General features: G+C 51.4%; 18 protein-coding genes and 4 tRNA genes. 5 read left to right on the plus strand and 17 right to left on the minus strand.

Going from position 1 to position 19,320, the window contains the following annotated elements:
* Positions 1-40: 40 nt before the first annotated feature.
* Both tyrA and BMI79_RS12200 read right to left on the minus strand, forming a co-directional pair.
* Positions 41-1,162 (minus strand): bifunctional chorismate mutase/prephenate dehydrogenase, encoded by a 1,122-nt coding sequence (tyrA, locus tag BMI79_RS12195; RefSeq protein WP_076942415.1) that lies wholly within the window; start codon positions 1,160-1,162, stop codon positions 41-43.
* A gap of 6 nt (positions 1,163-1,168) precedes the next feature.
* Positions 1,169-2,242 (minus strand): 3-deoxy-7-phosphoheptulonate synthase, encoded by a 1,074-nt coding sequence (locus tag BMI79_RS12200; protein WP_076942416.1) that lies wholly within the window; start codon positions 2,240-2,242, stop codon positions 1,169-1,171.
* A 649-nt stretch (positions 2,243-2,891) separates the two neighbouring features.
* Here BMI79_RS12200 and BMI79_RS12205 point away from each other — a divergent pair.
* The 3 genes from BMI79_RS12205 to BMI79_RS12215 all read left to right on the plus strand — a co-directional run bounded on the left by BMI79_RS12205 (position 2,892) and on the right by BMI79_RS12215 (position 5,766).
* Positions 2,892-4,238 (plus strand): anaerobic C4-dicarboxylate transporter, encoded by a 1,347-nt coding sequence (locus BMI79_RS12205; protein ID WP_076942417.1) that lies wholly within the window; start codon positions 2,892-2,894, stop codon positions 4,236-4,238.
* 244 nt (positions 4,239-4,482) lie between these two features.
* Positions 4,483-5,247 (plus strand): DUF481 domain-containing protein, encoded by a 765-nt coding sequence (locus BMI79_RS12210; RefSeq protein WP_076942418.1) that lies wholly within the window; start codon positions 4,483-4,485, stop codon positions 5,245-5,247.
* Between the two features lie 300 nt (positions 5,248-5,547).
* Entirely contained in the window at positions 5,548-5,766 is a 219-nt protein-coding gene (locus BMI79_RS12215) for a DNA-binding transcriptional regulator (RefSeq protein ID WP_076942419.1), read from the plus strand.
* Positions 5,767-5,908: 142 nt separating this feature from the next.
* Here BMI79_RS12215 and rplS read toward each other — a convergent pair whose 3' ends face one another.
* The 5 genes from rplS to ffh form a co-directional block, all read right to left on the minus strand.
* Complete coding sequence (rplS, locus tag BMI79_RS12220) at positions 5,909-6,256, minus strand: 50S ribosomal protein L19 (protein ID WP_076942420.1); 348 nt, start codon at positions 6,254-6,256, stop codon at positions 5,909-5,911.
* A 47-nt stretch (positions 6,257-6,303) separates the two neighbouring features.
* A complete protein-coding gene (gene trmD / locus BMI79_RS12225) occupies positions 6,304-7,071 on the minus strand; it encodes a tRNA (guanosine(37)-N1)-methyltransferase TrmD (protein ID WP_076942421.1) in 768 nt (255 codons plus the stop codon).
* Between the two features lie 52 nt (positions 7,072-7,123).
* Positions 7,124-7,672: a ribosome maturation factor RimM gene (gene rimM, locus BMI79_RS12230; RefSeq protein WP_076942422.1), complete on the minus strand. Its 549-nt coding sequence runs from the start codon at positions 7,670-7,672 to the stop codon at positions 7,124-7,126.
* Between the two features lie 18 nt (positions 7,673-7,690).
* Positions 7,691-7,939, minus strand: coding sequence for a 30S ribosomal protein S16 (rpsP, locus tag BMI79_RS12235; protein WP_037404063.1), 249 nt, complete (start codon positions 7,937-7,939; stop codon positions 7,691-7,693).
* A 217-nt stretch (positions 7,940-8,156) separates the two neighbouring features.
* Positions 8,157-9,518, minus strand: coding sequence for a signal recognition particle protein (gene ffh, locus BMI79_RS12240; protein WP_076942423.1), 1,362 nt, complete (start codon positions 9,516-9,518; stop codon positions 8,157-8,159).
* 165 nt (positions 9,519-9,683) lie between these two features.
* Between ffh and BMI79_RS12245 the strand changes: the two genes are divergently transcribed.
* Complete coding sequence (locus BMI79_RS12245) at positions 9,684-10,475, plus strand: cytochrome C assembly family protein (RefSeq protein ID WP_076942675.1); 792 nt, start codon at positions 9,684-9,686, stop codon at positions 10,473-10,475.
* Between the two features lie 63 nt (positions 10,476-10,538).
* Positions 10,539-11,828: an HlyC/CorC family transporter gene (locus tag BMI79_RS12250; RefSeq protein ID WP_076942424.1), complete on the plus strand. Its 1,290-nt coding sequence runs from the start codon at positions 10,539-10,541 to the stop codon at positions 11,826-11,828.
* Between the two features lie 68 nt (positions 11,829-11,896).
* On the opposite strand, the gene luxS is transcribed toward BMI79_RS12250, so the two are convergent.
* The 10 genes from luxS to alaS all read right to left on the minus strand — a co-directional run bounded on the left by luxS (position 11,897) and on the right by alaS (position 19,318).
* Positions 11,897-12,412 carry an S-ribosylhomocysteine lyase gene (gene luxS / locus BMI79_RS12255; RefSeq protein WP_076942425.1) on the minus strand — a complete coding sequence of 172 codons (516 nt, stop codon included), beginning with the start codon at positions 12,410-12,412 and terminating at the stop codon, positions 11,897-11,899.
* A 167-nt stretch (positions 12,413-12,579) separates the two neighbouring features.
* Positions 12,580-14,142, minus strand: coding sequence for a glutamate--cysteine ligase (gene gshA / locus BMI79_RS12260; RefSeq protein WP_076942426.1), 1,563 nt, complete (start codon positions 14,140-14,142; stop codon positions 12,580-12,582).
* A gap of 82 nt (positions 14,143-14,224) precedes the next feature.
* Entirely contained in the window at positions 14,225-14,653 is a 429-nt protein-coding gene (locus BMI79_RS12265) for a YqaA family protein (RefSeq protein ID WP_076942427.1), read from the minus strand.
* Positions 14,650-15,216 carry a fructose-1-phosphate/6-phosphogluconate phosphatase gene (yqaB, locus tag BMI79_RS12270; protein ID WP_076942428.1) on the minus strand — a complete coding sequence of 189 codons (567 nt, stop codon included), beginning with the start codon at positions 15,214-15,216 and terminating at the stop codon, positions 14,650-14,652. The genes BMI79_RS12265 and yqaB overlap by 4 nt, the downstream gene beginning before the upstream one ends.
* A gap of 143 nt (positions 15,217-15,359) precedes the next feature.
* A tRNA-Arg gene (locus BMI79_RS12275) sits at positions 15,360-15,436 on the minus strand.
* Between the two features lie 192 nt (positions 15,437-15,628).
* Positions 15,629-15,705: transfer RNA gene (locus BMI79_RS12280), tRNA-Arg, on the minus strand.
* Positions 15,706-15,766: 61 nt separating this feature from the next.
* Positions 15,767-15,843 (minus strand) — tRNA-Arg (locus BMI79_RS12285).
* Between the two features lie 3 nt (positions 15,844-15,846).
* A tRNA-Ser gene (locus BMI79_RS12290) sits at positions 15,847-15,939 on the minus strand.
* Positions 15,940-16,250: 311 nt separating this feature from the next.
* Complete coding sequence (gene csrA, locus BMI79_RS12295) at positions 16,251-16,436, minus strand: carbon storage regulator CsrA (RefSeq protein WP_004091602.1); 186 nt, start codon at positions 16,434-16,436, stop codon at positions 16,251-16,253.
* 254 nt (positions 16,437-16,690) lie between these two features.
* The gene (alaS, locus tag BMI79_RS12300) at positions 16,691-19,318 is read right to left on the minus strand and encodes an alanine--tRNA ligase (protein WP_076942429.1); all 2,628 of its coding nucleotides are present in this window, start codon (positions 19,316-19,318) and stop codon (positions 16,691-16,693) included.
* Between the last annotated feature and the right edge of the window lie 2 nt (positions 19,319-19,320).

Here is a 19,320-nt window from a genome sequence, read left to right on the forward strand (position 1 = left end):
CGATTGCCGAACCTCTTTTTTCATCAAATGCATATAAGTGCTATTGGCGGCTATCATTCGCCTGGCGCAACAGCGAACGGCTCTCTACCAGGAAACGTTGGGCATAATCACCAAACCAGTGCTCCACTTTCTGGAAGCTCTGGATAAACGCCTGTTTATCACCCTGTTCCAACAGCTGAATCGCCTCACCGAAGCGCTGATAGTAGCGTTTGATCAGATGAATATTTTCTTCGGAAGACATGATGATATCAGCATAGAGCTGCGGATCCTGGGCGAACAACCGGCCCACCATCGCCAGTTCCAGCCGGTAGATCGGTGAAGACAGCGCCAACAATTGCTCCAGTTGGACATTTTCTTCTGCCAGATGCAGGCCATAGGCAAAGGTCGCGAAATGGCGCAACGCCTGGATAAAGGCCATGTTCTGATCGTGTTCAACCGCGCTGATGCGATGCAAGCGCGCGCCCCAGACCTGCAGTTGCTCCAGCAACCACTGGTAAGCTCCGGGCTGGCGTCCATCGCAATACACCACCACCTGCTTGGCAACACTGCCGACATCCGGGCCAAACATCGGATGAAGCCCAAGAACCGGCCCGCCGTGCGCCGCCAACATGGCCTGCAGAGGCCGATTTTTGACCGACGCCAGGTCAACCAAAATACAGTCTTCCGGCAATGGTGGCAGCTTGCCGATCACCTGTTCAGTGACGTGGATTGGCACACTGACAATCACCATGCCAGCATCCGCCAACAGGGTATCGGCCTGCGGCCAATCTTCCTGATCCAGCACCTTCACCTGATAACCGGATAAGGTCAGCAAGCGGTTAAATAAGCGCCCCATCTGGCCATTACCGCCGATAATCACAATCGGGCGTAATTGCGGGCACAGCGTTTTAAAACCTTTGTCGTTCTCGCTGGTATAGGATTCGCGCATCACCCGACGCAGCACATCTTCGATCAAATCGGGCGGCACCCCGAGACCTTCAGCTTCTTTACGGCGCGAAGCCAGCATTGCCGCCTCGCGCTCAGGTACATAGACCGGTAAACCGTAGTGGCTTTTCACTTCCCCTACTTCCGCGACCAGTTCAAGGCGCTTCGCCAACAGGCCCAGTAATGCTTTATCTACTTCGTCAATTTGATCGCGTAATGCGGTCAGTTCAGCCACCATAACTCACTATTCTCCAGTGCGAGCCATCAGCACCGCGCCGAGCTCCTGATGCATTTGGCGCAGCAGAGTCTCTGTGCTCTCCCAGTTGATACAGGCATCGGTCACTGAAACGCCGTAACGCATCTCTGCACGCGGCTGTTCAGACGACTGATTACCTTCGTGCAGATTACTCTCCAGCATAATGCCGGTGATCGAACGGTTACCTGCTTTGATCTGCTCAACGACGGATTCGGCAACAACCGGCTGACGGCGATAATCTTTATTTGAGTTGCCATGGCTGCAATCTATCATCAAGGACGGCTGGAGTCCTGCATCCTGCATCTGTTTTTCACAAGCGGCAACGTGTTCTGCGCTGTAGTTTGGCGTTTTGCCACCACGCAAGATCACGTGGCCGTCCGGGTTACCCTGGGTTTGCAGCAGACACACTTGCCCAGCCTGATTGATCCCAACGAAACGGTGTTGCATAGAGGCTGCACGCATTGCGTTGATCGCCGTGCCCAAGCTACCGTCGGTGCCATTCTTGAAACCGACCGGCATCGAAAGGCCGGAGGCCATCTCGCGGTGCGTTTGAGATTCTGTGGTACGCGCGCCAATCGCCGACCAGCTGAACAGATCGCCCAAGTATTGCGGGCTGTTAGGATCCAACGCTTCGGTAGCCAACGGCAGGCCCATTCCCACCAGATCTAACAGCAGGCGGCGCGCGATATGCAAGCCCGCTTCAACGTCAAAGGTTCCATCCATGTGTGGATCGTTGATCAAACCTTTCCAACCCACCGTAGTTCTTGGCTTTTCGAAATAGACACGCATAACGATATACAGCTGATCGCTCAATTCAGACGACAACGCCTTCAGCCGGCGCGCATAATCCAGCGCCGCGTCCGGATCGTGGATCGAACAGGGCCCACACACCACCAGCAGGCGGTGATCCTGCCCTTTAAGAATGTTGGCGATGGTTTGGCGTGCAACAGAGATTTCATTCTCATCACGAGCACTGAGTGGGTGTTGGTTTTTCAGCTCTTCCGGGGTTATCAGGACCTGTTCTGCACTGATATGTACGTTGTTGAGCGCGTCTTTTTGCATGATGCTATTCCTGTCTTGTGCCGTTATGCGTGAACGTTAATAAAGCATGAGGGTTATAGCGCTCTACACTATCATGAGATGTAAATATTTCAATCCATTTACTGTAAATAAAAAATTACCATCATTATAAAACCTCTTCACAAGGTCTAAAAATTATGCCTAAAAACGAACAAAGCAATTGATAAATAAATAAAAATAAAAAATTAAGCACTCTATTACAAGACTGTTAAAAAACCTGCGGAGCAAAGCCAAAAACCTCAATGAGTGTAAATTATTATTTACACTCATTGAGGTGCAGATTTACTATGGAAAAGAACACTGTTCAGGGCATAAATCCCTTGGCGAGAAAATAATCAATATCGGGTAATAGCAAATAACAGCCAATAAATTAAACAACTCAAATACAATTACAACACAATTCACTGGCAATTAATTTTCAATCACTCTGCATTTCTCTTTATTCATGCGGGTTTAAAGCAGGTATTGAATAAAAATTGCTTAATCTCACAGTTATCCCCTGCTAAATAAATAATTATGTCTGCAAATCGTTTGCACCTCTTAAGAGGTACTCTGCACAGACAGACCCCGCCTCATAAGCCTTGAGGGGTGATAATCGTTAGCATTTTTTCATTTCTCACAAGGGATACTCATGATCACTCTGGAATTTGCAATTATTATTCTCTGCTTATTAGTTGGCACCCGATTTGGTGGGATGGGGCTGGGCTTAATTAGCGGCATTGGTTTATTCTTGCTGTGCTTTATATTCGGACTGGAGCCTGGAAAACCGCCCGTCGATGTCATGCTGACCATTTTGGCGGTTATTGGTTGTGCCTCGGTGCTACAAACCGCTGGCGGCCTGAACGTTATGATGCAATATGCTGAACGACTGCTGCGCCGCCACCCTCAGCACATTACGCTACTAGCCCCGTTTACCACCTGGACTCTGACCTTCCTGTGCGGTACCGGGCATGTGGTTTATACTATGTTCCCGATCATCTCCGATATCGCTATTAAGAAAGGGATCCGCCCTGAGCGCCCGATGGCCGTGGCCTCCGTGGCGTCACAAATGGCCATCACTGCCTCACCGGTTTCTGTCGCCGTTGTTTCACTGGTTTCAATTATCGCTGCCGGTCACGGTATCGGTAAGGCCTATACGCTGGTCGAGATTCTAGCTGTCTCGATCCCTGCGTCACTGGTGGGGGTGCTGATGGCTGCTTTGTGGAGCCTGCGCCGTGGCAAAGATCTGGATAAAGATCCGGAGTTCCAGGCAAAAATTCAGGATCCACAACAACGCGCTTATATCTATGGCAGTACCGAAACGCTACTCAACCAAAAATTCCCGAAACAGGCGTATTGGTCCACCGCCATTTTCTTCGCCGCGATCGCTATCGTCGTGCTGCTGGGAGCTTTTGCCGATATACGCCCGTCATTTGCTGATGCCAAAGGTGTGCTGAAGCCGCTATCGATGAACCTGGTTATCCAGATGATGATGCTGATTGCGGGTGCCGTGATCCTGATGGGCTGCAAAGTGAAACCGGGAGATATTGCCAACGGTGCCGTGTTCAAAGCTGGGATGGTGGCCATCTTCTCAGTATTCGGCGTGGCGTGGATGAGTGATACCTTCTTCCAGGCGCATATGGGCGATTTAAAACTGCTGTTGGAAGACGTCGTCAAAAACCAACCCTGGACCTACGCGATTGTACTGTTTCTGGTTTCCAAGCTGGTTAACAGCCAAGCCGCAGCACTAACCGCCATTGCCCCCATGGCGTTGCAATTAGGCGTTGACCCCAAAATGCTGCTGGCGTTCTTCCCTGCCGCTTACGGTTACTTTGTTTTACCCACCTACCCGAGCGATCTGGCCTGTATCGGTTTTGACCGTTCAGGGACAACACGCATCGGTAAATTTATCATCAACCACAGCTTCATCATTCCTGGCTTGATAGGCGTGCTGTGTTCATGCATCACAGGCTATATTTTGGTCAGTACCTTCCTGTAAATCCTCTGCACGGCAGCGGCTTTTTACCGTTGCCGTGCAATCAGGCCCACTCCAATACCCGGTAAAACATGGGGTCAACAAGCATTTTATATTGCTAAAGTCTGCAAGTTCAGTAGAAGAAAAATGAATAAGTCGCGCGTAAAAATTAAAAACTTAAGCTAACCGAGGCTATTTTTGTCGCCGTGGCGAACCGATATAATGTGACCATTATCACTAATTATCACTCTTAACAACTGGATCCAAAATGCTCTCTTTACGCGCTCGTCGCGCCATTCCGCTGTATTTCAGCTGCTTGACCGCTTTCACCAGTATTTCAGCCCTTGCCGACAACACCCTCTTCACCGCGATGGACGACCCATCCACCGCCAAGAAGCCGTTTGATGGCAATATTCAGGCGGGTTATAACGCCCAATCGGGCAACTCGCAGAATTCTACCCTGTTAGCCAACACCACCATGACCTGGTTTAACAGCGATACGGCGTATAGCCTGTGGGGCGCGGCGAACAACACCACCTCTTCCAATGTACGCTCTTCAGAAAGATATCAGGCAAGTGGCCGTACCCGTCACAATCTGACCAACCGTAACTATATGTTTGGTCAGGCCGGTTGGTTGAACGATCGCTTCAACGGCTATGATTCGCGCACCACTGTCACCGGGGGCTACGGTCGTCAGATTTTCAACGGCCCGCTTCACGATCTGCGCGTGGAATTCGGTCCTGGCGTCCGCCATGATGAATATCGCGGGGGTGGCCGCTCTACCCGTGCTCTGGCTTACGGTGCAGCCAACTATTCATACCTGTTGACGGATAATACACGCCTCTCAGAAGGTTTGTCTGCGTTGGCTAACGATGAAACCACCGTCAACTCAGAAACCGCGCTGAACGTATCAATCAACAACGATTTCTCTCTGCGCTTGGCCTATACCGTGACTTACAACAGTAAGCCGCCAGCTTCAGCACCGAAAAACACCGATACTACCACCTCAGTCACGCTGGTATACGGTTTGTAACCCGTCTGTTTTTCAGCATTGTTGTTCTAAGCCCATCATTGATGGGCTTTTTTATGCAGGCAACGCGGCGTTACACATTCTGCTAAAAAGATATCTCCCACTCTTGACGAATTTAGCAATTAGCTTAATACTGTATGCATAAACAGTGGTTATTCATAAGTTAGAACCATGAAAAGCTCAGATACCAACGAAGGTAGTGCAGCCGTTACTGTGGCTAACAGGAATAGATTCGTTAAAAAGCATCAGTGTTTTTGAGTACGGTTTAGCTCATTTAACATTTTTATCAAAGAGGGGGTTTCTATGATGCATTGTCCATTGTGCGGTAGCGTGGCGCACACTCGCTCCAGCCGTTATCTGACTGAATCGACGAAAGAACGTTATCATCAGTGCCAGAACATTAATTGCAGTTGCACGTTTGCCACCCATGAATCGGTAGCCCGTGTCATTGTCAAACCTGGTGATATCATTCCGGCGCAACCACATCCAGAAAAAGGCAAACAGCGCGCCGCCGCACTATAATCCAGCGCAATGCGGGCTTCCATGCAATGTTTACGTGCACGTGCATGGGTAGACATGGCCTGGCAGACGAATAAAAAAGGGGCTTACCTTAACGGCAAGCCCCTGATAGCTATTAACTTTTGGATGCAGCGTTAGCTGTATCTTAGTTAAGACGCTCTTTGATACGAGCAGCCTTACCAGTACGCTCACGCAGGTAGTACAGTTTGGCTTGACGAACGGCACCACGACGCTTAACAGTAATGCTGTCGATTACTGGGGAGTGAGTCTGGAATACACGCTCAACACCTTCGCCGTTGGAAATCTTACGAACAGTGAATGCAGAGTGCAGACCGCGGTTACGGATAGCGATAACCACGCCCTCGAATGCCTGCAGACGTTTCTTGCTACCTTCAACGACCCATACCTTAACTTCCACGGAATCACCCGGACGGAATGCAGGTACGTCTTGCTTCATCTGCTCTTGTTCAATTTGCTTAATAATGTTGCTCATAATATGTCTCTTACCCTAGGTAAACTGATATATCGGTCTCGTCTGTATCAGACGTTCCCTTCATAGTCCTGTTGCTTGGCCCGATGTTCTCGTTGGAACTCAGCCAGCAACACCGCTTGCTCGTCAGTCAGAGCTAGGCTTTCTAGAAGTTCAGGTCTTCTAAGCCAGGTACGGCCCAGCGACTGCTTTAAGCGCCAGCGACGTATCTCGGCATGGTTGCCCGACAGTAAAACCGGCGGAACCTCCATCCCTTCCAACACCTCGGGACGGGTGTAGTGCGGGCAGTCCAGCAATCCGTCAACAAAAGAGTCTTCTTCTGCTGAAGCCTGATGGCCCAGCACACCCGGTATAAAGCGGGCGACTGAATCAATCAGGGTCATTGCTGGCAGTTCCCCACCGCTGAGGACGTAATCGCCGATTGACCACTCTTCGTCAATTTCGGTTTGGATCACGCGCTCATCAACCCCTTCATAGCGGCCACACACCAGAATCATCTTCTGATTAGCCGCCAGTTCGCGCACACCGGTTTGATCCAGTTTACGCCCCTGAGGTGACAGATAAATCACCTTTGCTCCCTCGCCTGCCGCTGCTCTTGCTGCATGAATGGCTTCCCGTAAAGGTTGCACCATCATCAACATTCCCGGTCCGCCGCCATAAGGGCGATCGTCCACGGTACGATGCCGGTCGTAGGTGAAGTCACGCGGACTCCAACACTGCACGCTCAGCAGGCCATTTTTTACTGCCCGGCCAGTCACCCCGTAATCGGTGATTGCGCGGAACATCTCAGGAAACAGGCTTACAATACCAATGAACACCAGCCAATCCCCATTTTGTCATTCCACTTGCTTCGACCGCTGAATCCGGAGGTCAAAAACCAGGATCCCACTCAGCCTCAATAATCTTGGCAGCGAGATCGACTTTCTTGATAACCTGCCCATGAAGAAACGGGACCAACCGCTCCTTCATGCCGAATGCATCTTTCAGGTTTGCCCGCACGACCATCACGTCGTTAGAACCGGTTTCCATCATATCGATGACTTTCCCCAGTTCGTATCCAGAAGTGGTGATTACCTGGCAGCCCATCAGGTCTTTCCAGTAATAATCATCGCCTTCCAGAGGAGGCAACTGCCCAGAATCCACGACAATTTCGCAATTGGTCAGTAAATTCGCCGCATCCCGATCGTCAATACCTTTAATCTTGATGATCAGATCCTGACTGTGGCGCTTCCAGTCTTCCAACTCGACAAGCTGCCACTGACCCGAGCGCTGGATAAACCAGGGCTGATAGTCAAATATGCTTTCGGCGTTCTCGGTGGATGAAAATACTCTGAGCCAACCACGAATGCCGTAAGTAGACCCCATTTTACCGAGTACTATCGGCGCGATCGGTGCTACCGGTTTGAGTTGCTTGCTCATTGCCACCACCGCGACAGATTAAGCTGCTTTCTTGGCTTCTTTGATCAGCGCAGAAACGCGATCAGAAACCGTTGCACCCAGACCCTGCCAGTGCTCAATGCGATCCAGGTCCAGACGCAGTGCTTCAGCCTGACCCGATGCGATCGGGTTGAAGAAGCCTACACGCTCGATGAAACGACCATCACGAGCATTACGGCTGTCGGTCACTACTACTTGATAGAACGGACGCTTTTTAGCGCCGCCACGTGCCAAACGAATTGTTACCATAACATCCTCTTTAGTTAATAAAACAGCCGGGCCCCATTGAGGGAACGGGGCCCGGTTGCAATATAAAAAGCCCGAAAATTTTACTCATTTTGGCGCAAAAAGCAATCTAAAGCGTCGATTGCTGGGAATTCGTTTTTGCAGCCGGCATACTTTCAGGCGGTCTTTGCCACCAACGGCAAATCTTTGAACGCGTTCACATCTCTAAATGCAAACCACTTTAACGGCCTGGGAAGCCCGGCGGCATCATACCCTTCATGCCGCGCATCATCTTCGCCATGCCGCCTTTCTTCATCTTTTTCATCATGCGCTGCATTTCGTCGAACTGCTTCAGCAAGCGGTTAACGTCCTGCACCTGCATCCCGGAACCCGCTGCGATGCGACGTTTGCGCGACCCCTTGATAATTTCGGGTTTGGCGCGCTCCTTCAGCGTCATGGAGTTGATAATCGCCTCCATGCGTACCAGAACCTTGTCGTCCATCTGTGATTTCACGTTGTCTGGCAGTTGCCCGGCCCCCGGCAGTTTGCTCAGCATACTGGCCATACCGCCCATATTACGCATCTGCTTCAACTGCTCCAGGAAGTCGGTCAAATCGAAACCGTCGCCCTTCTTCAGCTTGTTCGCCAGTTTCTCCGCCTGCGCACGGTCAACTTTGCTTTCAATATCTTCGATCAGCGACAGCACATCGCCCATGCCGAGGATGCGTGAAGCCACGCGATCCGGATGGAAGGGTTCCAGTGCTTCGGTTTTCTCACCCACACCGAGGAACTTGATCGGCTTGCCGGTAATGTGGCGGATAGACAACGCCGCACCGCCGCGCGCATCGCCATCGACTTTGGTCAACACCACGCCAGTCAGCGGCAGCGCTTCGTTGAACGCCTTAGCGGTGTTAGCCGCATCCTGGCCGGTCATGGCGTCGACGACAAACAGGGTTTCCACCGGCTTGATCGCCGCGTGCACCTGTTTGATTTCGTCCATCATTGCTTCGTCAACGTGCAAACGGCCCGCGGTATCGACGATCAGAACGTCGTAAAACTTCAGCTTGGCGTGTTGCAGCGCACGGTTAACGATATCGATCGGCTTTTCTTGCACATCAGACGGGAAGAAATCGATCCCCACGCTCTCTGCCAAGGTCGCCAATTGTTTAATCGCCGCAGGGCGATAAACGTCGGCAGAAACCACCAGAACTTTTTTCTTCTGCTTTTCTTTCAGGAATTTACCAAGCTTCGCCACGCTGGTGGTTTTACCCGCACCTTGCAGGCCGGCCATCAGCACCACGGCCGGTGGCTGTGCTGCCAGATTCAGCTCAGTGTTCACCTCACCCATCGCAGCAATCAGTTCGTTTTTGACGATCTTGACGAATTCTTGCCCCGGCGTCAGGCTTTTGTTCACTTCATGACCAACCGCACTCTCTTTTACACGGTTGATAAACTCACGCACCACAGGCAGCGCAACGTCCGCTTCCAGCAGTGCCATACGCACTTCACGCAGGGTGTCTTTGATATTATCTTCGGTCAGCCGCCCACGGCCGCTGATATTGCGCAGGGTGCGCGACAATCGATCGGTTAAATTTTCAAACATCGTCTCATGCTCAACGTAAAGTCAGGCCGCAGTGGCGACACAATTGCGGCGATTATAACACGAAGCAAACACGATCTCTGCCTCAGCGTTGGAGATCGGTTGGAGTGAAGCGCGCTCAACGCTATACTGACAGTCCAATTAACCATGCCGATGCTAAATAACGCGATGCCTGTTTTCTCCATTGTGGCTTTGATGGCCTACCTGCTCAGCCTTGGACTGATCATTCCCAGCTTGTTGCGGAAGAATAGCGCTTACCGTCGGCTGGCGATTGTTTCAGCCGTGGTGGCATTGATCTGCCATGCCGTCGCACTCCAGCAACGTATTTTTGACGTCAACACCGGGCAAAACCTCAGTCTGCTGAATATTGGTTCGGTTGTCAGCCTGATTATCTGTTCGGTAATGACCTTTGTTGCCTCGCGCGATCGCGGTTGGTTCCTGCTGCCGATTGTCTACAGCTTTGCGATCATCAATCTAGCCTTGGCCAGCTTTGTGCCCGGTGAATTTATTACTCACCTGGAATCCAGCCCAGAACTGATGGTGCATATTGGCCTGGCACTGTTCTCTTACGCTACGCTGATGATTGCGGCACTTTATGCTTTGCAACTGGCCTGGTTAGATTACCTGTTGAAGAACAAAAAACTCAGTTTCAGCGCCGATATGCCGCCGCTGATGAGCATTGAACGCAAGATGTTCCACATCACCCAGATCGGTGTGGTGCTGCTGACCCTGACGCTGTGCACCGGCCTGCTTTACATGGATAACCTGTTCAGTAAAGAGAACGTGCACAAGGCCGTCCTGTCCATCATGGCCTGGTTTGTTTACATCGTTCTGTTGTGGGGCCACTATCACGAAGGCTGGCGCGGCCGCCGCGTGGTCTGGTTCAGCTTCGCCGGTGCCTTTCTTCTCACGCTGGCCTACTTCGGCAGCCGCCTGATCCAGGAAGTGATGGTGCGCTAGAATATCCTCTAGGCCCCCTCATTCCGGTGAGGCTTTATTTCTCTGTGCATAAGGAATATCGCGTTGGAGCATGTTTCGACAGGGACCCTCATCATCATTCTGGTGATTATGATTGTGGTCTCCGCTTATTTTTCAGCATCAGAAACCGGCATGATGACGCTCAATCGCTATCGTCTGCGTCATCTGTCCAAACAGGGCAACCGTGCTGCGCGCCGGGTAGAGAAACTGCTGCAAAAGCCCGATCGTCTGATTGGCCTGGTGTTAATCGGCAATAACCTGGTCAACATTCTGGCCTCAGCCTTAGCAACTATCGTCGGTATGCGTCTGTATGGCGATCTCGGGGTAGCCATTGCCACCGGGGTTCTGACCCTTCTAGTGCTGCTATTTGCAGAGGTGCTGCCTAAAACCTTCGCAGCGCTTTACCCGGAACGTATCGCGTTCCCCAGCAGCTTCATACTGGCACCGTTGCAGAAAGTCATGTTTCCGCTGGTATGGCTGCTGAATGGCATCACCACACTGATATTGCGTATTTTCGGCATTCGCACCAACGTACGTATCAGCGGTGCCTTAAGCCAAGACGAACTAAGAACCATTGTGAATGAATCCCAGTCTCAGATTTCACGTCGCAATCAAGACATGCTGATTTCCGTACTTGATTTGGAAAAAGTGACGGTGGACGACATCATGGTGCCACGCAACGAGATCGTCGGCATTGATGTTAATGATGATTGGAAGTCGATCATGCGCCAACTGACCCACTCCCCACATGGCCGCATCGTGCTATACCGCAGTTCGCTGGACGACTCCATCGGTATGCTGCGAGTACGTGAGGCCTATCGCTTGATGACCGAGAAAAAAGAGTTCAATAAAGAGAACCTGCTGCGCGCCGCCGACGAGATCTACTACGTGCCAGAAGGCACACCGCTCAATGTGCAACTGGTGAAGTTCCAGCGTAACAAAGAGAAAGTCGGCATTGTGGTCGATGAATATGGCGACATTCAGGGCCTCGTCACGGTAGAGGATATTCTTGAGGAGATCGTCGGAGATTTCACCACCTCAATGTCTCCGACGCTGGCAGAGGAAGTGAATCCGCAAAGCGATGGTTCAGTGCTGATTGATGGCACGGCGAACGTGCGTGAGCTGAATAAAGCCTTCAACTGGAGCTTACCCGCTACGGAAGCCCGCACCATCAATGGCATGCTGCTGGAAGAGTTAGAAGAGATCCCCGAGATTGGTAAACGTGTGCGCATCGGCAACTACGATATTGATATCCTCGACGTGCAAGAAAATATGATTAAGCAGGTGCGCGTCACACCGATAAAATCACTGCAGGCCAGCGTGCAGAATCATTAATTACCCATTGATATAAAAAGAAAAAGACGCGGAATCGCGTCTTTTTTAATCTCTGAATATTGGCGGAACTAAATATGCAATTCCTGCAGCTTCTCTTTCGGTAACGCCAATTCGTCGTTGTGGTTCACCACCACGCCGTGATCGAGGATATGCTTAGCAATCTCCTGCGCTTCTTCTAGTGAATGCATGTGGTAGGTGCCACATTGGAATTCGTTCAGCTCAGGGATTTTACGCTGATCGGTAACCTTCAGCACATCAGCCATCGCTGCTTGCCACGCATTGGCAACGCGCTGTTCTTCAGGCATGCCAATCAGGCTCATGTAGAAACCGGTACGGCAGCCCATTGGGGAGATATCAATAATCTCAACGCCATTACCATTCAGGTGGTCACGCATAAAACCGGCAAACAGATGCTCCAGCGTATGAATCCCGCGCTCCGGCATCACTTCCAGATTTGGGCGACAAAAGCGCAGATCGAATACGGTGATCGTATCGCCGTGAGGAGTTTGCATGGTTTTAGCTACGCGGACAGCCGGAGCTGCCATGCGAGTATGGTCTACGGTAAAACTATCCAACAGTGGCATATCGTCACCTCCTCATAAATAGCATGTATTTCGAAACTTTTTTCCCACTAGAGGAAACCTTTTCTAACTCAGCGAGTCTGAGTATATGAAAGACGCGCATTTGTTATCATCGTCATCCCTGTTATCAGAGATGCATATTTGGCCACATTGATGTGGCCATTTCTTTTTTAGCCCCCGCCGTTTGCCTTCAGGAACTCGTCAAAGCTTAATGTATCACCAGCTTCCAGCTCATGCTGGCGCTGCCACGATGCTTTTTGTTCCTGAGCCAACTGCTCTTCAGTCAACAGCTCCAGCGGTTCTTTCATCAGCATGTTACGGTATTGCTCCGCTAGCCCCAGACCAACACGGCCGATGCCTTCGGCTTTCATCGCCTTCAGGATACGGGCAGAGAATGTCAGTTCAGGATCGTCGAACGCGGCGACCAGTTGATCACAAACCTGTTGATACTGATGATTACCCGCTTCGCTATCGAGCACTTCAGCGACACGTCTAAGATCGTCAAACAACGCCTTACCCACCGTCGTCAGCGGTTCACGGGTATCATCACAACCAATACCAATAGTCTGCTCCGGTTTACGCCCTTCCAGAATCACGCGATTCCAGTTTTTACGCGTACACAGCAGTTCGTCGCTGCTCATCTCCGGCGCATCGGCCAATACGCACCACACCAGGAACAGATCCAGGAAACGGGCCTGTACGGCATCGACACCAATCGGCGAGAACGGGTTAATGTCCAGCGAACGCACTTCAATATATTCGATTCCACCGCGTAGCAGCGCATCTGACGGCGTTTCACCACTGTTGGTAACGCGCTTGGGCCGAATCGGGGCGTAAAGCTCGTTCTCTATCTGCAAGACGTTGCTGTTAAGCTGCAGATAGCGATCGCCCTCTTTCACTCCCAGCTTGGCATATTCTTCAGACGGTGTAGCGATCGCTCGCTTCAGCCCTTTCACGTAACTTTGCAAATCGTTAAAGGTAATCCCCAGATTACTCTGCGATTTGTTAGTGTAGCCGAGATCGCTCAAACGCAACGAAGTGGCGTACGGCAAATAGCACATGCCCTGTGCATTTCGCTCAAACGGCAGCGCCGTTTCTCGCCCTTTCAGGAACGAGGAACAAATTGCCGGCGAAGCACCAAACAGGTAAGGGATCACCCAGCCAAAACGGTAATAATTGCGGATCAGCCGGAAATATCCTGCCGAAATCTGCTCTTTACCACTTTCGGCGTCCTCAACGCCTGCCCATGCCTGCCAGAATTCTAACGGCAAGGAGAAATTATAGTGCACGCCAGAAATCGTCTGCATCAATGCACCATAGCGGTTCTTCAGGCCTTCACGGTACAGCGTTTTCATGCGCCCGATATTTGACGAACCAAACTGCGCCAGTTCGATATCCTGCTCAGCCTCGATGAAACACGGCATGCTCAGTGGCCACATGCGCTCATCGCCCAGGCTCCGTGCCACATGACGGTGGATGTCACGCAAGAACGCCAGCAGGTGATCGATATCGTCATCTACCGGCGTAATAAACTCTAACAACGCCTCGGCAAAGTCTGTGGTAATCCATTGGTGCGTTAATGCCGCCCCCAGTTGTTCTGGATGACCGGTCGTCGCGAGCGTGCCATCAGCGGTAACCCGCAGTGTTTCACGCTCGATACCACGCCGGATCCCTTTTAATGCATGAGGGTGGGCTTCCAACCAGGAAAGCGCCTGTGATACGTCCGGGATCAAATTGACCTCCCGCTGCTAAAAACGATAACTTGTCAGCTTACTGAATCCGCTACCAAGTGAATATTGATTTATATTCATTTGGTTAATGCCACCAGGCGATTCCCTGCAGCGTGATCATAGTTAATATGATGTAACGCAACGCTTTTCCAACACACAGAAATAGCGTGACAGAGCCCCATGGCATGCGCAGCCAGCCTGCCAACACGCACAACAAATCGCCCACTACCGGCATCCAACTGAGCAACAGCGCAGCCGGACCAAAGCGTTTTAACCAACCGAGCGCCGTTTCCAACCCCCGCTGCGATTTCAACGCCGGTAATAGGCGCCCAATAATAACGTTGGTCAATCCACCCAGTGTATTACCCAAGGTGGCCACCAGCACCAATAGACTTGGTGAAACACTGCTGTTGGTCAGCAAAGCCACCAACAGGATCTCCGAATTGCCAGGCAACAGCGTCGCACTGAGAAAGCTGCTGCCAAACAATGACATGATAGCCAGCGTACTACTCACAATGTACGGACGTCTACCACGGCCATATTGGCACGCTTTGCTGCCTGAATACCAAAATCGGCATCTTCAAACACCACACACTGCTCTGGCGGCACGCCAATCAACTCAGCGCAACGCAGAAACGTATCTGGCTCCGGCTTGTGACGCTGCACATCGTCAGCACCGACAATGGCATCAAAACAGTTAAACAGCCCTAAATGACGCAACAGCATCTCCGCCATACGGTGTTCGCTGCCGGTACCCACCGCCATCGGACGGCGGCCATGATAGGATTTCACTACCTCGATCAACGGCAACGGCCGCACGCTTTCCAGCAGCATGGCTTCTACCGCTCGGGTTTTCTCTGCTGCAAGGTGATGGGGATCGAGATCGGCCTGATGCGCCACAATGATCGCCTGGGCAATATGCCAAGTAGGTGAACCATTCAATGCCACCATCGCAGCCTCATCAAACGTCATGCCATAGCGCGCCAACACTGCATGCCACGCCTTGCGATGCGTCGATTCGGTATCCAGAATCGTGCCATCCATGTCGAAGATCAGACCCTGGTAGCGATCGTACATCATGACTCCATGCTCGTTGAAGAAAGAAAACCACTTTAGCGTAAAGCTGAATGGTTGTCGCTGCTTGAACATGACGGAAAGTGCGGAACGGAAACGATGAGGAGCAGAAAGCGAAAAACCCGCCAAAGCGGGTTTTTCTTAGATGGTGCATCCAGGAGGATTCGAACCTCCGACCGCTCGGTTCGTAGCCGAGTACTCTATCCAGCTGAGCTATGGATGCAATCTGACTTTTTACTGCGAATTTGTTTCGTTCCGTGAAACTTCACTTGAAGAATGGTGCATCCAGGAGGATGACTCAGCGTAAACGCTTCGCCCTGCGGGCCGTTGCTAAAGCAACGTTATCCTCCTTCGGATTACCTTCTAGCTCGCACTTACTTGAAAGCGAATACTTTGCGGTAAGTACGCTTAAGAATGGTGCATCCAGGAGGATTCGAACCTCCGACCGCTCGGTTCGTAGCCGAGTACTCTATCCAGCTGAGCTATGGATGCACGGGAATTCTTTCTGATACCTTATGGTATAACTTCAATCGCTTTACCATATGGCTAAATATGGTGCATCCAGGAGGATTCGAACCTCCGACCGCTCGGTTCGTAGCCGAGTACTCTATCCAGCTGAGCTATGGATGCAAATGGCGGTGAGGCGGGGATTCGAACCCCGGATGCAGCTTTTGACCGCATACTCCCTTAGCAGGGGAGCGCCTTCAGCCTCTCGGCCACCTCACCATACGCTTCTTGCGAATTGTGCCTAACTTGCTTTAGAGAAGCTCATCGGCACTGCGTGGCGCACATATTACTTTCCCCGACTTATAAGTCAAACAATTTTTCCCAACTCATGCGCGTTTGCACAAATCACAGGCAACATGCGTGATTTCACGACAAAAAGAGTGTTTTATCAACAGGCAAACGCAACGATAGATACCGCTGAAATCTGCGTGCAAGGAAAAAAACATTGTCAGAAACGCAGGGAGGTTCGGGGGAGAAAATAACGGGCGTGGTAAGAGCGTCTCGCAATAAGACGAGACGCTACTCAGAAATCAGTAAGTCGTCTGCTGAGACTTCTCGGCCTGGATGCGCTGATAGATTTCTTCGCGGTGTACAGACACCTCTTTGGGAGCATTCACACCAATACGAACTTGGTTGCCTTTAACCCCCAGCACTGTGACCGTGACCTCATCGCCAATCATGAGGGTCTCACCAACTCGACGAGTCAGAATTAACATTCTTTGCTCCTTGAAAGATTAAAAGAGTCGGGTTTCTCAGTTTCCCCGACATTATCCATCATATGCAGTGAAAACGTAAGCCATAGAACCCACAATAAATGTAAGTAGACTTAGTGTCACTCCAGATTATGAATAAGTTTAGCCGACCTGAGAAACTTTGTTCCCGTAATTATCACTACATTGTGTTGGCATCGAATAATAACGCCATAATTTACAGCATATTATGGCGTTATCACGTGCCTATATATTTATATTTACAGCCTCGAGGCCACCCAGGCTTCGACACTCTCTAACGCCGCTGGCAGAGCACTGACGTCACTCCCTCCAGCCTGCGCCATATCAGGGCGGCCACCGCCCTTGCCGCCAACCTGCTGCGCGATGTTACCAATCAACTCCCCGGCCTTCACCCTGTCGGTGAGATCTTTGGTAACGCCAACAATCAGGCTGACTTTTCCTTCTTCTGCCGTGGCCAGAACAATCACTGCAGAACCCAGTTGATTTTTAAGATCATCAACCATGGTACGCAACATTTTCGGCTCCACGTTATCCAACTGGCTGACCAGCAGTTTAACGCCGTTGACCCGTTTTGCTTTGCTCGACAGAGAAGCACTTTCCAGCGCAGCCTGCTGATCCTTCAACTGTTGTAACTCTTTTTCCAGTGCGCGGGTACGATCGAGCACCGCCCGGACTTTATCGGTCAGGTTATTGCTATCACCTTTCACCAGGTGCGCAACCTCCTGCAACAGGTCATTTTGCTGATGCAGGGTCGCAATCGCCCCTTCACCGGTCACAGCCTCAATACGGCGAATACCGGCAGCCGTACCCGACTCACTCTGAATGCGGAACAGACCAATATCCCCGGTACGGCTGGCATGCGTCCCACCACACAGTTCGGTAGAAAAATCTCCCATGCTCAACACACGCACATTGTCATCATACTTTTCGCCAAACAGTGCCATCGCACCCTTTTCTTTGGCATCGTCGAGCGCCATAACGTCAGTCTGCACCGCCAGATTACGTCGAACTTGCTGATTGACCAAGTCCTCAACGGCACGGATCTGCTCAGGTTTCATCGCTTCAAAATGCGAGAAATCGAAACGCAGATACTTGTCATTCACCAACGAACCTTTCTGTGCGACATGATCGCCCAACGTCTGACGCAGCGCCGCATGCAGCAGGTGGGTTGCCGAGTGGTTCAAGCGAATTCGATCGCGGCGGGCCCTATCAATCATCGCATCAACGCGATCGTTCAGCTTCAGCGTGCCGGTTGCCAGTTTGCCCTGATGACCGATCGCCTGACCATACTTCTGGGTATCACTGACCACAAACTCAATATCGGCAGTTTTCAATATACCTTTATCACCAACCTGGCCGCCCGATTCAGCATAGAATGGCGTTTCATCCAAGACCACAACGGCCTCTTCACCCGCCTGGATAGCCTCCACTGGCTGGCCGTCGCGGAACAAGGCCACCACCTTCGCCTGTTGCTCGTCGCGATCGTAACCATTGAACTGGCTGGCACCTTCAACGCGGATCATGCTGTTGTAGTCAGCGCCAAAACCGCTGGACTCACGCGCACGGCGACGTTGCGCTTCCATCGCCTGTTCAAAGCCAGCCTCATCAACCTTCAAGCCACGTTCACGACAAACATCAGCCGTAAGGTCAACCGGGAACCCGTAGGTGTCGTACAAGCGGAATGCCGTTTCACCATCCAAGGTATCGCCCTGTAACTGAGCTAACTCATCGTCCAGCAGGGCCAAACCACGCTCCAGCGTGCGAGCAAACTGCTCCTCTTCGGTTTTCAGCACCTGCTCGACCAACGCTTGCTGGCGCTTCAGCTCATCGGCTGCCGAGCCCATCACTTCAATCAATGGCGCAACCAGCTTGTAGAAGAAAGTATCTTTCGCACCCAGCATATTGCCATGGCGGATCGCGCGGCGAATGATACGGCGCAGAACGTAACCCCGGTTTTCATTCGAAGGGATGACACCATCAGAGATCAGGAATGCGCACGAACGAATATGATCGGCGATAACGCGCAGCGATTTGTTATTCAGATCGGTGGCGCCGGTCACCTCAGCAACAGCGGCAATCAGAGTGCAGAACAGATCGATATCATAGTTGGAGTTCACATGCTGCAGGACTGCGGCAATACGCTCGAGGCCCATGCCGGTATCCACCGAAGGTTTCGGCAATGGCTGCATAGTGCCGTCGGACTGGCGGTTGAACTGCATGAACACGATGTTCCAGATCTCGATATAGCGGTCACCATCTTCTTCTGGGCTGCCTGGCGGGCCCCCCCAGATATGATCGCCATGATCGTAGAAAATCTCGGTGCATGGACCACAAGGACCGGTATCCCCCATCTGCCAGAAGTTATCAGAAGCAAAGGCCGCGCCTTTGTTGTCACCGATACGGATAATGCGCTCAGCCGGAACACCGATCTGCTTTTGCCAGATGTCAAAAGCTTCGTCATCAGTCTCGTATACGGTAACCCACAGCTTCTCTTTTGGCAGATTGAACCAGTTTTCACCGGTCAACAGTTCCCAAGCATAGCTGATAGCATCATGCTTGAAATAGTCACCGAAGCTGAAGTTACCCAGCATCTCAAAAAAGGTGTGGTGACGTGCGGTATAGCCTACGTTTTCCAAGTCGTTGTGCTTACCACCGGCACGTACGCAACGCTGCGAAGTGGTAGCACGGGAATAGGCTCGCTTATCCAGCCCCAGGAAAACGTCCTTAAATTGGTTCATACCGGCATTGGTAAACAGCAATGTCGGGTCATTGTTAGGCACCAGAGAGCTGCTTGCTACGACCTGATGACCTTTACTATGAAAGAAATCGAGAAACGCTTGACGGATCTCAGCGGTGCTCTTGCTCATAA

Source organism: Serratia oryzae (assembly GCF_001976145.1).
Classification (GTDB): Bacteria; Pseudomonadota; Gammaproteobacteria; order Enterobacterales; family Enterobacteriaceae; genus Chania; species Chania oryzae.

Excerpts from the sequence above, each read along its gene's own strand:
- BMI79_RS12210 (WP_076942418.1), top strand. The coding sequence starts at position 4,483 with ATGCTCTCTTTACGCGCTCGTCGCGCCATTCCGCTGTATTTCAGCTGC.
- rimM (WP_076942422.1), bottom strand. The coding sequence starts at position 7,672 with ATGAGCAAGCAACTCAAACCGGTAGCACCGATCGCGCCGATAGTACTC.
- BMI79_RS12200 (WP_076942416.1), bottom strand. The coding sequence starts at position 2,242 with ATGCAAAAAGACGCGCTCAACAACGTACATATCAGTGCAGAACAGGTC.
- alaS (WP_076942429.1), bottom strand. The coding sequence starts at position 19,318 with ATGAGCAAGAGCACCGCTGAGATCCGTCAAGCGTTTCTCGATTTCTTT.
- luxS (WP_076942425.1), bottom strand. The coding sequence starts at position 12,412 with ATGCCACTGTTGGATAGTTTTACCGTAGACCATACTCGCATGGCAGCT.
- BMI79_RS12205 (WP_076942417.1), top strand. The coding sequence starts at position 2,892 with ATGATCACTCTGGAATTTGCAATTATTATTCTCTGCTTATTAGTTGGC.
- tyrA (WP_076942415.1), bottom strand. The coding sequence starts at position 1,162 with ATGGTGGCTGAACTGACCGCATTACGCGATCAAATTGACGAAGTAGAT.
- rpsP (WP_037404063.1), bottom strand. The coding sequence starts at position 7,939 with ATGGTAACAATTCGTTTGGCACGTGGCGGCGCTAAAAAGCGTCCGTTC.
- yqaB (WP_076942428.1), bottom strand. The coding sequence starts at position 15,216 with ATGTACGATCGCTACCAGGGTCTGATCTTCGACATGGATGGCACGATT.
- ffh (WP_076942423.1), bottom strand. The coding sequence starts at position 9,518 with ATGTTTGAAAATTTAACCGATCGATTGTCGCGCACCCTGCGCAATATC.
- csrA (WP_004091602.1), bottom strand. The coding sequence starts at position 16,436 with ATGTTAATTCTGACTCGTCGAGTTGGTGAGACCCTCATGATTGGCGAT.
- BMI79_RS12245 (WP_076942675.1), top strand. The coding sequence starts at position 9,684 with ATGCCTGTTTTCTCCATTGTGGCTTTGATGGCCTACCTGCTCAGCCTT.
- rplS (WP_076942420.1), bottom strand. The coding sequence starts at position 6,256 with ATGAGCAACATTATTAAGCAAATTGAACAAGAGCAGATGAAGCAAGAC.
- BMI79_RS12215 (WP_076942419.1), top strand. The coding sequence starts at position 5,548 with ATGATGCATTGTCCATTGTGCGGTAGCGTGGCGCACACTCGCTCCAGC.